This window comes from Candidatus Pelagibacter sp. Uisw_127 (assembly GCF_047722515.1).
Classification (GTDB): domain Bacteria; phylum Pseudomonadota; class Alphaproteobacteria; order Pelagibacterales; family Pelagibacteraceae; genus Pelagibacter.
The window spans coordinates 940420-955361 of sequence record NZ_CP159815.1 but is presented as its reverse complement, the minus strand read 5'-3'; the positions used below and the strand labels follow the sequence as shown (position 1 = coordinate 955361).

Here is a 14942-nt window from a genome sequence, read left to right as displayed (position 1 = left end):
ACAGGAGCTAAATGTCAAATTTTAATAAAGTAAAAACTTTCATGGAAACTTTTGGTCAAGAGGTTAAAACTAAACCTTCTTTTAGCACCGATAAGATTAATAGCCTTAGATATGATTTAATTAAGGAAGAGTTAGAGGAACTTAAGGTTGCAATGAAAAACAAAGATCTTTTAGAAGTTGCTGATGCTTTAACGGATATATTATATGTTGCTTATGGTGCGGGGCATGCCTTTGGTATTGATCTAGATAAATGCTTTGAGGAAGTGCAAAGCTCAAATATGAGTAAGTTAAGTGAAGATGGTAAGCCTATATATAATGAATTGGGAAAAGTTATGAAGGGCCCAAAATATTTTAAACCAGACTTAACTAAGTTTGTTAATTAATTAGGGGCGTTCTGTTACCCGGTGCCCCGGACCGTGCTTCTATAATCTTTATTTTGCAACGATATTGAAATACGTAAAGGTAGAAAATTACCAAAAATTCCGACACTAGGCCGCCAAAGATATTAGTGCTAGGGTCTGGGTTCATGAAAAAGCTTTTAGGGATTATAGTTCTGAGTTTGTTGTGGACTAATACTTCTTTTGCTAACGACCATAAGCCAAATAATTTTGATGCTTTTGTTTGGTCAGATGGAAAAAAATTAAAAATTCAGAAAGGTAGAGATATTGAAAACCCAGAAAACAAAATCATAATTATCTTCAATCATGGTGGGTGGGGATGGGATAAAAGCTGGGGACCAGGCTGGGCTTCTAGCTTAGCAAAATTAATGGCACCTAATCTTTCTGGAAAAAATATTAAAGGAAAAGAAACTGTTTTATGGATGAATGGAAGTTTAATTGACAAAAAGAATGATCCTTTTAAAGGGAAAGAAATTGGATATGCTTGTGGATGGAAACTTAGAGGAGGTTATCATCCTCCATGGTATGACTGTGTTATAAATAATTTTCCTACTTATTTAAGAGAAAAAAGAACAAAGGAAGCTATAGATTATTTTGCAAGTAAAGGCACACCTAGAAACCAAATATTTTTATCAGGACATTCTTGTGGTGCATGGAACGCACTTAGACTTAAAGGAAAATACCCTGATGCTTTTAACAGTGCTATCGCCTATATGCCTAATTGTTGGGACAGAAAACCAAATGGACCTATAAGAAAAATGTTAATTGATGAAATGAAAACTTTTAAAGAACTTTCTTCAATTAGTTTTTCAAGTCCCGTTGACGGTCATGCAGACTGGCATAGTGATTACAAATATTTAAAATGGATAGGAGATATACCGGGTGCCACTATGATTGAATTAGCTGGTCACAATGCAAAAAATGGTAGAGAAATTTCTGTAAATGGAAAACTGTGTAAAGATTTGCCAAGAATGCAAGCGGGATGGGAAGAGACCCATGATGTTAAAAAAAAACATAAAGGATTTAAGCCAGTTGATGAAAAAGAAAAGAAAGAAATGAAGAAAAAAGCTAGAGGGCATGTAATGCTTTATTATTCTTGTTTTCAAGATTATTATCCTCAAATCTTTGATTTTATTTCTGCAAAAATTAAATGAAAAAGATTTTAGGGATCATGGTTCTGGGTTTGTTGTATGAAGATTAGAGATACATTATACAAGTTAGCAACAGAATTTCAAAATGAGCGATCCAGAACAATAACAAATCCAAAAAAACCATCTATACCCCCAAAAAATGAATTAGCTAGATGGATATCAAGAGAAATACCTAAAATTTTTGAAGAAAATTTCAAAAATGAATTAAATGGTTTCCAGGTTAATGCTAGTGCCGGTGATGGGCAGTGGGTTACTGCTCCTTGGATTGCTATTCTTCACCCAAAAGTTTCCCTTCAACCAAATGGAAGGGTCTCACCACAATGTGGTTACTACCCTGTATATGCAGTTGATAAAGATGAAAAGTTTATAATGTTTTCATTGGGTCAGGGTGAATACAATATTAGATTAAATTTTCCAAAGGACGTTGACCATAAACTTATAGATGGTGCTATAAATCTTAGAAAAAAACTTCCAGAGTATAAAGCTAACTTTACCAATGTTTCCAAAACAAATTTAGATAGGAAGGCAACAAATAAAAAGAGTGAAAGATGGGTCAAAAGTTGTGCATTTGGAAAAATATATAAAGTTAAAAAACTTCCAAGCGAAGAAGAGCTACAGAATGATTTAATAGAAATGATGAAGTTGTTTAATTTGGCAATTGAAAGAGGTGGTGTTTTAGAAGGTGCATTTGACAATATTTCTTTCGATCAAGATCAAATAACTTCAGGCTTTGAAATAAAAATTGTTAGGCATATTAACAAGGAAAATGAAATTATCAAAACAGATCCTAAATTAATAAAACAGTTAAAAAAAAATAGCGATTATACCTGTCAGGCTTGTGGTTTAAAATATGAGAAAATTTATGGAGAATATAGTAAGAAAAAAGACTTTATAGAAGCACACCATATTGAACCAAAGTTTAAGGTTAAAGAAGAAGTTGAAACAAATAAAAAGATGTCTCGTTCGTCAAAAGATTTTGCTATGCTATGCGCAAACTGTCATAGAATGATACATAGAATGATGAAAAAAGAGAAAGACAGAGTAATTTCCCTCAGTGAATTCAAGGACAGAATTAATAAAAACTTTAAAGACCAAATAAAAAAATTATAATTTAAGTAGAAAATGCCGACACCAGTCCGCCAAAAAGTAATCTAAACGTTAATCAGCATTATAAAAAAAGAGAAGTAGGAGAGTGGTAAGGGGCGTTCTGTTACCCGGTGCCCCAGACCGTGCTTCTATAATTAACCTAAGTTAATTATGCAGCAATAGCGTAACTTTCGTTAGCATTTAAAGTTTAGCCCGTCACGGTGGAACAATCCCGAACGAAAGAATAGCCTTTAGTCACCCGTCGATCCTGTTTCACCCCCATAAGTTGTAATGGTGGAGGTGGTGGGTACTGCCCCCACGTCCGTAATGGTTATTACGAAATTCGTTTATCGTCGTAGTTGGCAAGCCAACAGTATTAATATAAAAGCATTTGAAAGAGATTCAATAAAAAAAGAAATTCAATAAAACCATGAAATTAACTAAAGAACAAGCACAAGAAATTAAAGACCAGCAGTCTCAACAAAATCAAACGAAAAGAGTTACGGCACCTGCTCTCGAAAATATTCTTTATGAAGCAATGCCTGCTCTAGACCATGGTTTTGTAAGAGTTGTAGATTACATGGGTGACGATACATCAATTGTTCAATCAGCAAGAGTTTCTTACGGAAAGGGTACTAAAAAGGTTTCAACAGACGCGGGTCTAATTAAATATTTAATGCGACATTGGCATAGTACTCCATTTGAGATGTGTGAAATTAAATATCACGTTAAGCTCCCAATTTTTATTGCTCGTCAATGGATTAGACATAGAACAGCAAATGTTAATGAGTACTCAGCAAGGTATTCTATTTTAGATAAAGAATTTTATTTACCATCAGCAGAAAATCTAGCAGCACAATCTTCAAGCAACAGACAGGGAAGAGGTGATGTTATTGAAGGAGAACAAGCAAAAGAAGTTTTGGAACTTTTAAAAAATGATGCTGATAGAACTTATGACAATTATGAGATGATGTTGAATGAGAGATTTGACGGTTCAACCATTGATGAAAATAAAAAAGGGCTAGCCAGAGAGCTTGCAAGAATGAACTTAACTTTAAATACTTATACCCAATGGTATTGGAAAACTGATTTATTAAATTTGATGAATTTTTTAAGACTTAGAGCTGATAGTCATGCTCAATATGAAATAAGAGTATATGCTGATATCATGTTGGATACTGTTAAGAAATGGGTTCCAATAACTTATGATGCGTTTATGGATTATAGAGTGGGTGGAACAGAAGTTTCAGCAAAAGGGAAAGTTATAATCCAAAAACTTATTAAAGGTGAAGATGTAAACCCAGATAGCTCTGGCCTATCTAAAAGAGAATGGAATGAATTAATGGAAGCCTTTGATCTTAATGACAAAACTATCTAGCAATTCCTTCATTAAAAAAAAAAATGTTTTTTAAAAATTTTAATTTAAGAGAAACATATGTTTTTTATTTAATTCTTATTCTCTATTTTTTTTTCAATCTTTATCAATTAAGATTTAATCACTGGTCGTCAATGATGGATCATGATTTTTATATATTATACAATTCGTTATTAATTAGTTCTGGCCTTGAACAAGAAGGAAGAGATCATCCTGCATTCACTACATTTTTATTGCATGGTTATACTTATAAGATCATAAGTATCTTCCAAAGCAATTTTTCTACAAACATAGATGAAATACTAGATTCAAATAAAATGAACGAAACTTTTCAATTTTATTTTCAAGTTTCTAGGGTGATTAATTACTTTATAAATTTGTTTTTATTTTTATCTTTTTTGAAATTAATTCAACTTTTAAAGATCAAAAGGGAAATAATTTTTGTAGCGTGTATAATCTTTTTAATTTCAAACTGGTTTTCATTATCTTTTTTTTCACTTAGATCAGAAAATTTAAGCTTATTGTTCGTTATCTTAAGTATAATTTTTGTAATTAAAACAGATAAAATTGAAATAAAAAATTACTTTTTTGCAGGAATTTTTTTACTACTTTCAATGTTTACAAAAATACAAGTGATTTTTTTTATAACCTTTTTGGTTTTTTTTATTGCTACAAATATCAATAATGAAAAAAGAATTAGTAATCATTATCTGTTTTCCAGAATTAATATTAATTACTTAATTTATTCACTTATATTGATAATTTTTTGTTATTTAGTATTCCAACTTAAAATTCAAGAATTTGTAAGGTTTGAAAAAAATAAATATTTAGATTTATTTGTGTTTGTTTTGAGCTTTATGTTTATTGGGATTTATTTTTTCATTACATCTAAATTTAAAATTTATTTATTAAAAGAAAAATTCATATTGTTATCAATGGTTTTGCATGGATTTATTTTTGGGTTTTTGATTATACTTTTATTTGATTTTTTAAATATTATCCCTGTAAATGATTTTATTTATTTGAGAATAACAAATCCAATACACTACTTGTCTGAGATGGAAGCGATGTTTGCAAACGGTTTGATTAATATCAATTTTATTTTGACAACTATTTTAGAGATTCTATCAAGCTATAGTGAAAGTTTAATGGAATTGTTTTTGCTTTTAACATTAATTGTTGTAACTCTTAAAAAATATTTTTATAACAAAAATTTTTCTGTTTCTTATTTACTTTCTTTATTAGCAATTTTTCTTTTAATTACATTTATAAATAGTTTAAGACCATCATTAAACTATCATTTATATTATACCTTTTGTTACTTAATAGTTTTAGCAGTTTCTTTAAATTATTTTAACTTAAGGCATATTAGATTTATTCCTTTGATATTTGTATTTATTTTTCTATTTAACAATGATCTTTTAAAGTCATATTTTACTTCGACAGGAGATCGTTATGTGGAAATTTTTGAAAGAAAAAATTTAATGATTGGTATTTGTAAAGAATTTAGATTTCAGATAAAATCTGAACAATTCGACTCAACTGTGTCTTATTTGCAATATTGGCATAATAAATTTGACAATGAAAAAATTAATTCATTGTGCAAAGAATTAGAAATTTGATAATAAACTAAATTCAATATTTAAAAAAATTATGAAAAACCTTACTTTAATTATCCCAGCCAAAGAAGAATCTGGCTCATTACCATCGGTGTTAAAGGAAGTTGAGTTCCTAGAATGTAAAAAAATTGTTATTCTGCATGAAACAGACTTAGAAACCATAAATTCTATAAAAAATTTTGACTGTAAGATAATTTATCAAAATAAAAAAGGTTATGGGGATGCATTGATAGAGGGAATTAATAATGTTCAAACAGAGTATCTCTGTATATTCAATGCAGATGGTTCTTTTGATCCCAAATATTTAAGTAAAAAATTAGAACTTTGTAAAGAACGAGACTATGTTTTCTCATCAAGATATTTAAAAGATGGTGGTAGTGAAGATGACACATTAATCACAAAGATAGGAAATTTTATTTTTTCATCACTGGGAAATATTTTATTTTCCCTAAAATTGTCTGATATTTTGTACACCTATATTTTAGGCAAAACACAATCATTTAAATCTCTAAATTTAGAAAGTCTTGATTTTTGTTTGTGTATTGAGATCCCAATTAAAGCAAAAAGAATGAATGCTTTATACTTGGACATACCAAGTTATGAGAGAAAAAGGATTGCCGGCTTTAAAAAAGTGAATGAATTCAGAGATGGTTTTAAAATACTTCTTGGAATGTTAAGATTTTTTTTTAAAATTAGATAAATTGTGAAAACAAATACAAAAATTATAATTGCTAAAATAATATTTAGAGTAATGTTTTTTTTTGGAATTAAAAAAGATGTTATTGTAAATAGAAATTTAATAAACTGGAAATTGGATATTTCAGAAGGTATTGATTTATCTATTTTTCTATTCGGATCATTTCAACAAAATTTAGTCCTATCTATAAATAGGCATATATTTAGTCATAAGAAATCCCAAAACAATTTCTTTAATATAATTGACATAGGATCAAATATTGGTGACAAATCGTTGTCTATAACCAGTGGCCTGCTAAGTAAAAATTTTACGAACTTTAAAGTTTTTTCTATAGAGCCCACTGATTACGCTTTTAAAAAACAAATTAATAATATCAATCTTAACCCTAAGTTAAAACAAAAGATTAAATCATCTAGATATTTTGTATCTAACAATAAAATTAGACCTAAAAATATTTATTCTAGCTGGAGCCTTAATTCAAATAAAGATTCTCACAAAATTCATAAAGGAATTTTAAAAAAAGTTAACAAGTCTACTAAAACTATTTCTTTAGATTCTTTTGTAAAAAAAAATAAGATTAAAGATCAAATTATTCTGAAAATAGACGTTGACGGTTTTGAGATGAATGTATTAAAAAGTGCCGTTCAAACTTTAACTAAAAAAAACCCTATAATATTTATAGAATATGCTCCTTATTCATTTTATGAATATGGCTCAAGCACTAAAGAATTTTATAATTTTTTAAAAAAATATAATTACAAGATCTATGATTTAAATTTTAATAAATTAAATAAGATTAAAATAATTGATGGCTCAAGTACTGATATCATTTTAATAAAAAACTAATAATTAATTGTTAATGTATAAATAAAATTTTATTTTAAATAAATTGATTTAATTTTATTAGCAAAACCTAAATATATTTTAGAAATTTCATGATCTGGGTTAGCTTCAACAATTGGCTTTCCTTCATCACCACATTTACCAACTTCAGGATTTATAGGAATTTCTCCTAAAAATTCTTTTTCAAATTCTTCAGCAGTTCGCTTAACTCCACCTTCACCAAATATTTTATATTTTTTACCATCATCACCCTTAAAGTAACTCATATTATCAACTAGACCTAAAATTTTAACTCCAAGTTTATCAAACATTTTAATTCCTCTTTTTACATCAAGTAGTGCAACTTCTTGAGGTGTAGAAACTATAATTGCCCCATCCATTTTAATCTCTTGAGAAAAAGTTAATTGCGTATCACCAGTTCCAGGGGGCATATCAACGATTATAAAATCTAAATCTTTCCAACCTACTTTTTGAGTAAAGGTTTTAATTGCACTAGTAACCATGGGTCCACGCCAAATCATTGGTGTTTGTTGGTCTGCAAGAAAGCCAATAGACATACATTGAATGTCATATTTTGTAATTGGTGTTAAAGTTTGACCATCACTTTTTGGTTTTTCATTAATATCAAACATTTTTGGAATGGAGGGGCCATAAATATCTGCATCAAGTAATCCAACTTTGCAGCCAATTTGTTTTAATGCTAAGGCAAGGTTTGTTGCAAAAGTAGATTTTCCAACACCACCTTTGGCACTTGAAACAGCTATTGTAAATTTTGTTCCTAAAATTGGGTTCTTTGTGAATTTTTTAGGTTCAAGTTTCCTTTTCATTGCGTCACTTAGTTCTGGCTTTTTATCAGTCATATCATGATCATTACTTGTTTTTTGTTATAAAGACATTATATACTTTGTCATATGTCAGATGATTTTCAAGGAAGAGGCGGAAGTCCATGGGGAACACCTCCAGGAGGAGGAAATGGTTCAGGAAAAGGACCCACACCACCAGATATCGATGCAATTATTAGAGACATTCAAAGTAGAATAAATAAATTTTTACCTGGTGGAAGCTCGTCAGGAAAAAAACCAATTGGTTTAATTTTAATTATCTTAGCATTTGTATGGTTAGCAAGTGGACTTTATAGAGTGGGACCCGATGAACAAGGTGTTGTGCTAAGATTTGGTAAGTTTATAAAAACAACTCAACCAGGATTACATTATCACATTCCACGTCCGGTAGAGACAGTTCAGACACCAAAAGTTACAAAGGTTAATAGAATAGATATTGGATTTAGATCTGAAAGAGATAGCGGATTTTCTTCAGGTGGAGGAGTTGCTGATGTGCCCCAAGAAAGTTTAATGCTAACTGGTGATGAGAATATCGTTAATATAGATTTTTCAGTATTTTGGGTAATTAAAGATGCAAGCAAATTTTTATTCCAAATTCAAGATCCAGAAGGAACAGTAAAAGCTGCAGCAGAAACAGCAATGAGAGAGGTAATTGCTAAAAGTAATATTCAGCCAGTTTTAACAGAAGGTAGAGCTCAGATAGAAATTGAAACACAAGAAATTATCCAATCAATATTGGATGAATACAATAGTGGAATTCAAGTTACACAAGTTCAAACTCAAAAAGCAGATCCACCTGATCAAGTAATTGATGCATTTAGAGATGTTCAAGCAGCAAGAGCTGATATGGAAAGATCTAAAAATGAAGCAGAAGCTTATGCAAACGATGTAATCCCGAGAGCAAGAGGAGAAGCTGCAAAAATTATGCAAGCAGCTGAAGCTTATAAGCAGAAAGTTGTTGCTTTAGCAGAAGGTGAAGCTAGCAGATTTATTTCAATATATAATGAGTATTTTAAGGCTAAAGAAGTTACTCAAGAGAGAATGTATTTAGAGACTATGGAAAAAGTCTTGGCAGATATAGACAAAGTAATTATTGAAAAAGGTGCAGGGTCAGGAGTTGTTCCTTACTTACCACTTCCTGAACTAGGCAAAAAGAAAGCGAATAATTAATGAAAAAAATTTTATTACCAATAACTATTATAATAGCAGCATTAGCTTTCTTCTCTATATTTATAGTTAAAGAAGTTAATCAAGCAATTGTCCTTCAATTTGGTGACCCTAAAAAAATCATACTAGAACCTGGTCTAAACTTTAAAATGCCTTTTATTCAAAATGTAGTATTTTTGGATAGCAGAATTTTAAATTTAGATACACCACCAATAGAAGTGATTGCATCAGACCAAAAAAGATTGATTGTTGATGCTTTTGCAAGGTTTCAAATTGTAGACCCTTTAAAATTCTATATTTCAGTTGGAAATGAAAGGGTTGCAAGATCAAGATTAGCAACAATTATTAACTCAAGACTTAGAAATGTTCTAGGACAGCAAGAATTACAAACATTGTTATCAAAAGATAGAAGTAAGCAAATGTCTTTAATCCAAGAAGGTGTGAATGTTGAGGCTAAAAATTTTGGTATTAAAATTGTTGATGTAAGAATTAAAAGAGCAGATTTACCTGAAGCAAACAGTGAAGCGATCTTTAGAAGAATGCAAACTGAAAGAGAGAAAGAAGCTAAAGAATTTAGAGCGAGAGGCGCTGAGATGGCAGTGACTATTACATCAACAGCTGATAAAGATGTTTCAGTATTGCTGGCTAATGCAAACAAAGATTCTGAAATTATGAAAGGTCAAGGAGATGGTGAAAGAAATGCAATTTTTGCCGATGCATTTGGTAGAGATCCAGAATTTTTTGCTTTCTATAGAGCGATGCAGGCTTACGAGACTGCCTTAATAGGTGGAGACACTTCTGTAATCTTGTCACCTGATAGTGAGTTTTTTAAATTTTTTGGAAATATTAAACCAAAAAAATAAATCAAATACATGAAGGAGCTAATTATAGCTTTTGGTCTTTTTCTTTTTATCGAAGGAATTTTGTATGCCATATTTCCATCAAAAATGAAAAGTTTGTTATTGAAATTAAATGATGTGACTAATAGTCAACTAAGAACAGGGGGATTGATATTTGCAATTTTAGGATTTATTATTATTTGGTACATAAAAAATTAAAATGAACAGAATTAAAAAATTATTAATAGTATTTTTCACAATTGCTTTTGCTTCTCAGATTTTCGCAAAAGATGTACCAGCATCATTTGCAGATCTGGCTGAAAGATTAATGCCATCTGTTGTAGATATTTCAACAACAACTACTGTAACCACAAATACTAATCCGTTCCCAGGATTTCAATTCCCCCCAGGATCTCCTTTTGAAGATATGTTTAAAGAATTTGGAACACCGCAAACTAGAAAATCCGCAGCATTGGGGTCTGGATTTATAATTGAGGAAAAAGGGATTGTGATAACTAACAACCACGTTATTCAAAATGCAGAAGATATTGTAGTTAGAGTTAATGGAGATAAAGAATATAAAGCTAAAGTTATTGGGGCAGATCCTTTATCTGATATTGCTGTTCTTCAAATAATTTCTAAAGAAAAATTTATACCAGTTAAGTTTGGAGATTCAGATAAGGCAAGAATTGGAGATTGGGTAATAGCAATCGGTAATCCATATGGACAAGGTGGAACGGTTACTTCAGGAATTATTTCAGCAAGAAATAGATCAATAGGTCTCTCGCGTTATGAAGATTATATTCAAACAGATGCATCGATTAATTCTGGAAACTCAGGGGGGCCATTATTTGATATGAATGGAGATGTAATTGGTATTAATACAGCAATTTTAGGTAAAGGCGGTTCAATTGGTATAGGCTTTTCAATACCAGCCAACAGTGCAAAAAAAGTTGTTAGCCAATTAATAGAATTTGGTGAAACTAAAAGAGGATGGCTTGGTGTTAGAATTCAAGTAGTAACAGAAGAAATTGCTGATATTGAAAAATTAGACGAACCAAGAGGTGCATTAGTAGCGAGTGTTGCTGAAAAAAGTCCATCAGATAAAGCAGGAATTAAAGCAGGTGATATCATATTAGAATTCAATGGAACTACAATTAATGAAATGAAAGAGTTGCCAATAATTGTAGCACAAACAGAAGTTGGTAAAACTGTTGACGTTAAAGTTTGGAGAAACAAAAAAGAAATTATAAAAAAAATTAAATTAGGGAGATTAGAAACATCAAGTGATTTCAAAGAAGAAAAAAAAGAAACTGATGTAGAAACACCAGAGATTTCAGAAATTAAATCCTTAAAAATTATAGTAAGACCATTAAATCAAAAAGATATTAAGGAAAGAAAACTTCCCAATCAAACAACAGGATTGGTTTTAACTAATATTGGCAAAAATAGCCCAGTTAATTATTTAAATGTAGGCGATGTAATAGTTGAAGTCCAAAAGAAAAAAATTAGATACACAAAAGATCTTGAAGATATAGTTGATAAAGCTCTAAAATCTAATCAAAAAACAATTTTAATTGTAATTTATAATAATCAAAACCAAAGAAGATATATTGGTGTTAAATTAGATTGATAATGGACAAACAGTCCAAGATTATTTTAATTTCAGGTCCCACTGCATCAGGTAAATCAAATTTTGCTGTAAAAATTGCTAAAAAGATTAATGGTGAAATTATTAATGCAGATAGCATGCAGGTTTATAAACAATTAAAAATTCTTACTGCTAGACCAAATAAAGAAGAGAAAAAAAATATTAAACATCATATGTATGGTGTTATTGATTTAGATAAAAAATTTTCTACAGGCCAATGGTTAAAGACTGCTATTAAAAAAATTGAAGAAATAAAAAAAAGAAAAAAAATTCCTATTTTAGTTGGTGGCACAGGATTGTATTTCCAATCTTTAATTGATGGCTTAGTTAAAATTCCAGAAATTCCTGTTAAGTTTAGAAATAAAATTAGATTGATACAAAAAAAAGAAGGCCAGAAAAAATTCTATAAAAAACTTTTAAAAATTGATTCTATGGCTAAAGATAAATTTGATCAAAATGATTCTCAAAGGACGATTAGAGCTTTTGAAGTTAAATCATATACAAAAATTTCTATTTATGAGTGGCTAAACAAAACTAAATCTGAATTTAAAGATGGAGAATTTTTAAAACTATATATTGATTTTAAAAGAGAAGATTTGATTAAAAGAATATCACTAAGAACAATCAAGATGATTGAGAATGGGGCAATAAATGAGGTAAAAAAATTTATAAAATCAAAGATCAAAAAAGATTTAAGTGTAAATAAAGTAATAGGGATTGACGAATTGACACAGTGTTTAGATGAAAAAATTAATTTAGATCAAGCCCAAGAATTAATTTCAATTAAAACAAGACAATACGCCAAAAGACAAGCCACATGGGCGAGAAGTAGGATGACATCTTGGGAAAAAATTAATCCAATCAATATTGTTGGCTATATAAAAAAATTAAAAAAAACATCGCTTAAACTTGACCAATTAACATAAAATCCGATAGATTGCCTGAATGCCAAAACTATTTTCTGGAGCTGAAATTGTATTTAAATGTCTTGAAGACCAAAAAGTAGAACATATTTTTGGTTATCCAGGTGGAGCAGTACTCCCAATTTATGATGAGTTAAAAAATCATCCATCAATAAAACATATTTTAGTTAGACATGAGCAAGGTGCCGGTCATGCTGCGGAAGGCTATGCAAGATCAACAGGTAAACCAGGTGTTGTATTAGTTACATCAGGGCCGGGTGCTACCAATGTTGTTACTGCATTAACTGATGCCTACATGGACTCAGTACCTTTAGTTTGTATTTCAGGTCAGGTACCAACTCATTTAATTGGAACAGATGCTTTCCAAGAATGTGATACCACAGGTATTACCAGACCATGCACAAAACATAATTGGTTAGTTAAAGATATTAATGATCTTCCAAGAATAATGCATGAAGCGTTTGAAGTTGCAACAACTGGAAGACCAGGACCAGTATTAGTTGATATTCCAAAAGATATTCAGTTTGCAAAAGCAAAATATTTTAAACCTAAAAAAAAAATAAAATTAAAAGAAAAATCTCACAATGCATTTAAGCAAAGTGATATCGATCAATTAGTTGATTTAATGAAAAAAGCTTCAAGACCAGTTTTTTATACTGGTGGGGGTGTAATTAATTCAGGCCCAAAAGCAAGTGAGCTATTAAGAGAACTTGTTTCTATAACTGGATTTCCGATCACTTCAACTCTTCAAGGCCTAGGTGCTTACCCGGGAGATGATAATCAGTTTTTAGGAATGCTTGGAATGCATGGAACTTATGAAGCCAATAACGCAATGCATGACTGTGACTTACTAATTAATATAGGTGCAAGATTTGATGACCGTATCACTGGAAAGATAGATGAGTTTTCTCCAAAATCTAAAAAAGTTCATATTGATATTGACCCATCATCAATAAATAAAATTGTAAAAGTTGATTTATCTATTGTAGGCGATGTGAGTGATGTCATTAGATCTACAACAAAAACTTTAAAAAAGAAAAATTTAAATCTAGAAAAATCTAATAAACAAAAAATTTCAAAATGGTGGCAACAAATTCAAAAATGGAGAACAAAACAATCTCTAAACTTTGCTAATAGTGATAAAATTATTAAACCACAACATGCCGTACAAAGACTTTATGAATTAACAAAAAATCAAGACACCTACATAACTACAGAGGTTGGTCAGCATCAAATGTGGGCGGCACAACATTATAAATTTAATAAACCTAATAGATGGATGACATCAGGTGGTCTTGGAACAATGGGGTATGGCTTACCTGCTGCAGTAGGTGTTCAGGTTGCTCACCCAAAGAAATTAGTGGTTGATATTGCTGGAGAAGCATCAATTTTGATGAATATACAAGAGATGTCAACAGCAGTTCAATACAATCTGCCAGTAAAGATATTTATTTTAAATAATCAATATATGGGCATGGTTAGGCAGTGGCAGGAACTCCTTCATGAAAAAAACTATTCTGAAAGTTACTCAAAAGCATTACCAGATTTTGTTAGATTAGCCGAAGCTTACGGGTGTGTTGGAATTAGAGCAGAAGATCCAGATGAATTGGATGAAAAAATTGAAGAAATGATTAATACAGATGGACCTGTAATTTTTGATTGTCATGTTGATCAAGATGAGAATTGTTTTCCAATGATACCTTCAGGAAAGCCTCACAACCAAATGTTATTAGGCCCCAAGGACCAAGAAGAAAATAAAATTACAGGCAAAGGAAAAGCATTAGTTTAAATGACAAAATCTAAATCAGCATACAGTACACCTAGCAAATTAGGTAAAATTGATACTCATATAATTGTTGTTTGGGTCGATAATGAAGCAAGTGTATTATCAAGAGTAGTTGGACTATTTTCAGGTAGAGGCTACAATATTGAATCGTTAGCAGTTGCAGAAGTAGATCACAAAAAAAATCTTTCTAGAATTACCATAGTAACTACTGGAACACCCCAGGTTATAGAGCAAATTGTATTACAATTAAAAAAGCTAGTTCCAGTTCACAAAGTGGGAAATTTTAAAAGAGAAGATAAAAATGTCATATTTAAAGAGATGGCACTATTAAAAATTGTTGCAAATCCTAACAAAATTAATAAAGCTTTAAATGCTTGTAAAAAATACAGTCCAGTTATATTAGATCAAACAAATAAATCTGCTGTAATTCAAATAACAGCATTAAGAAGAGAGATAGATAAGGTGACAAAAAATTTAAAACCATTCGGTCTTGTTAGTGCCTCAAGAACTGGAGCGGTTGCAATGACTAGAGGTGCAGAAATTTTTAATTAATTATAAAGGAGAA

At 30.4% G+C, this 14942-nt stretch carries 15 protein-coding genes and 1 other RNA gene; 14 read left to right on the top strand and 2 right to left on the bottom strand.

Translation table 11 applies throughout. The annotated features are described in order from the left end of the window. Positions 1 to 11 precede the first annotated feature (11 nt). The 3 genes from ABXT65_RS05260 (at position 12) to ABXT65_RS05250 (ending at position 2659) form a co-directional block, all read left to right on the top strand. The gene (locus ABXT65_RS05260; protein WP_415322805.1) at positions 12 to 383 is read left to right on the top strand and encodes a phosphoribosyl-ATP diphosphatase; all 372 of its coding nucleotides are present in this window, start codon (positions 12 to 14) and stop codon (positions 381 to 383) included. Between the two features lie 143 nt (positions 384 to 526). Continuing rightward, on the top strand, positions 527 to 1552 hold the full coding sequence (locus ABXT65_RS05255) for a hypothetical protein (protein WP_415322803.1): 1026 nt from the start codon (positions 527 to 529) through the stop codon (positions 1550 to 1552). Between the two features lie 36 nt (positions 1553 to 1588). After that, positions 1589 to 2659 (top strand): MrcB family domain-containing protein, encoded by a 1071-nt coding sequence (locus ABXT65_RS05250; protein ID WP_415322801.1) that lies wholly within the window; start codon positions 1589 to 1591, stop codon positions 2657 to 2659. A gap of 84 nt (positions 2660 to 2743) precedes the next feature. Here ABXT65_RS05250 and ssrA read toward each other — a convergent pair. Continuing rightward, positions 2744 to 3045: a transfer-messenger RNA gene (gene ssrA / locus ABXT65_RS05245) on the bottom strand. Positions 3046 to 3065: 20 nt separating this feature from the next. Here ssrA and thyX point away from each other — a divergent pair. The 4 genes from thyX to ABXT65_RS05225 are packed head-to-tail and all read left to right on the top strand — an operon-like array spanning position 3066 to position 7172. Then, positions 3066 to 4013 carry an FAD-dependent thymidylate synthase gene (gene thyX, locus ABXT65_RS05240; RefSeq protein ID WP_415322800.1) on the top strand — a complete coding sequence of 316 codons (948 nt, stop codon included), beginning with the start codon at positions 3066 to 3068 and terminating at the stop codon, positions 4011 to 4013. A 23-nt stretch (positions 4014 to 4036) separates the two neighbouring features. Then, positions 4037 to 5632 carry a hypothetical protein gene (locus ABXT65_RS05235; protein WP_415322798.1) on the top strand — a complete coding sequence of 532 codons (1596 nt, stop codon included), beginning with the start codon at positions 4037 to 4039 and terminating at the stop codon, positions 5630 to 5632. A gap of 31 nt (positions 5633 to 5663) precedes the next feature. After that, positions 5664 to 6329, top strand: coding sequence for a glycosyltransferase (locus ABXT65_RS05230; protein ID WP_415322796.1), 666 nt, complete (start codon positions 5664 to 5666; stop codon positions 6327 to 6329). A 3-nt stretch (positions 6330 to 6332) separates the two neighbouring features. Next, entirely contained in the window at positions 6333 to 7172 is an 840-nt protein-coding gene (locus tag ABXT65_RS05225) for an FkbM family methyltransferase (protein ID WP_415322794.1), read from the top strand. Between the two features lie 29 nt (positions 7173 to 7201). On the opposite strand, the gene ABXT65_RS05220 is transcribed toward ABXT65_RS05225, so the two are convergent. Further along, positions 7202 to 8029, bottom strand: a complete 828-nt coding sequence (locus ABXT65_RS05220) for an Mrp/NBP35 family ATP-binding protein (RefSeq protein ID WP_415322792.1) — start codon at positions 8027 to 8029, stop codon at positions 7202 to 7204. A gap of 51 nt (positions 8030 to 8080) precedes the next feature. Between ABXT65_RS05220 and hflK the strand changes: the two genes are divergently transcribed. Genes hflK through ilvN form a run of 7 tightly spaced genes read left to right on the top strand, consistent with a single transcriptional unit; the run spans position 8081 to position 14929 of the window. After that, entirely contained in the window at positions 8081 to 9181 is a 1101-nt protein-coding gene (hflK, locus tag ABXT65_RS05215) for an FtsH protease activity modulator HflK (RefSeq protein ID WP_415322790.1), read from the top strand. Next, complete coding sequence (gene hflC / locus ABXT65_RS05210) at positions 9181 to 10041, top strand: protease modulator HflC (protein WP_415304264.1); 861 nt, start codon at positions 9181 to 9183, stop codon at positions 10039 to 10041. Before hflK ends, hflC begins: the two co-directional genes overlap by 1 nt. 9 nt (positions 10042 to 10050) lie before the next feature. Next, a complete protein-coding gene (locus tag ABXT65_RS05205; protein ID WP_415322788.1) occupies positions 10051 to 10236 on the top strand; it encodes a DUF2065 domain-containing protein in 186 nt (61 codons plus the stop codon). A gap of 1 nt (position 10237) precedes the next feature. Beyond that, the gene (locus tag ABXT65_RS05200; protein WP_415322786.1) at positions 10238 to 11650 is read left to right on the top strand and encodes a Do family serine endopeptidase; all 1413 of its coding nucleotides are present in this window, start codon (positions 10238 to 10240) and stop codon (positions 11648 to 11650) included. A gap of 2 nt (positions 11651 to 11652) precedes the next feature. Beyond that, positions 11653 to 12594 (top strand): tRNA (adenosine(37)-N6)-dimethylallyltransferase MiaA, encoded by a 942-nt coding sequence (gene miaA, locus ABXT65_RS05195; RefSeq protein WP_415322784.1) that lies wholly within the window; start codon positions 11653 to 11655, stop codon positions 12592 to 12594. Between the two features lie 19 nt (positions 12595 to 12613). Beyond that, entirely contained in the window at positions 12614 to 14380 is a 1767-nt protein-coding gene (locus ABXT65_RS05190) for an acetolactate synthase 3 large subunit (RefSeq protein WP_415322783.1), read from the top strand. Further along, positions 14381 to 14929 (top strand): acetolactate synthase small subunit, encoded by a 549-nt coding sequence (gene ilvN, locus ABXT65_RS05185; protein ID WP_415322781.1) that lies wholly within the window; start codon positions 14381 to 14383, stop codon positions 14927 to 14929. Positions 14930 to 14942 lie beyond the last annotated feature (13 nt).

Excerpts from the sequence above, each read along its gene's own strand:
- ABXT65_RS05255 (WP_415322803.1), top strand. The coding sequence starts at position 527 with ATGAAAAAGCTTTTAGGGATTATAGTTCTGAGTTTGTTGTGGACTAAT.
- miaA (WP_415322784.1), top strand. The coding sequence starts at position 11,653 with ATGGACAAACAGTCCAAGATTATTTTAATTTCAGGTCCCACTGCATCA.
- ABXT65_RS05260 (WP_415322805.1), top strand. The coding sequence starts at position 12 with ATGTCAAATTTTAATAAAGTAAAAACTTTCATGGAAACTTTTGGTCAA.
- ABXT65_RS05235 (WP_415322798.1), top strand. The coding sequence starts at position 4,037 with ATGTTTTTTAAAAATTTTAATTTAAGAGAAACATATGTTTTTTATTTA.
- ABXT65_RS05190 (WP_415322783.1), top strand. The coding sequence starts at position 12,614 with ATGCCAAAACTATTTTCTGGAGCTGAAATTGTATTTAAATGTCTTGAA.
- ABXT65_RS05230 (WP_415322796.1), top strand. The coding sequence starts at position 5,664 with ATGAAAAACCTTACTTTAATTATCCCAGCCAAAGAAGAATCTGGCTCA.
- hflC (WP_415304264.1), top strand. The coding sequence starts at position 9,181 with ATGAAAAAAATTTTATTACCAATAACTATTATAATAGCAGCATTAGCT.
- ABXT65_RS05250 (WP_415322801.1), top strand. The coding sequence starts at position 1,589 with ATGAAGATTAGAGATACATTATACAAGTTAGCAACAGAATTTCAAAAT.
- thyX (WP_415322800.1), top strand. The coding sequence starts at position 3,066 with ATGAAATTAACTAAAGAACAAGCACAAGAAATTAAAGACCAGCAGTCT.
- ABXT65_RS05200 (WP_415322786.1), top strand. The coding sequence starts at position 10,238 with ATGAACAGAATTAAAAAATTATTAATAGTATTTTTCACAATTGCTTTT.
- ABXT65_RS05205 (WP_415322788.1), top strand. The coding sequence starts at position 10,051 with ATGAAGGAGCTAATTATAGCTTTTGGTCTTTTTCTTTTTATCGAAGGA.
- ilvN (WP_415322781.1), top strand. The coding sequence starts at position 14,381 with ATGACAAAATCTAAATCAGCATACAGTACACCTAGCAAATTAGGTAAA.
- ABXT65_RS05220 (WP_415322792.1), bottom strand. The coding sequence starts at position 8,029 with ATGACTGATAAAAAGCCAGAACTAAGTGACGCAATGAAAAGGAAACTT.
- hflK (WP_415322790.1), top strand. The coding sequence starts at position 8,081 with ATGTCAGATGATTTTCAAGGAAGAGGCGGAAGTCCATGGGGAACACCT.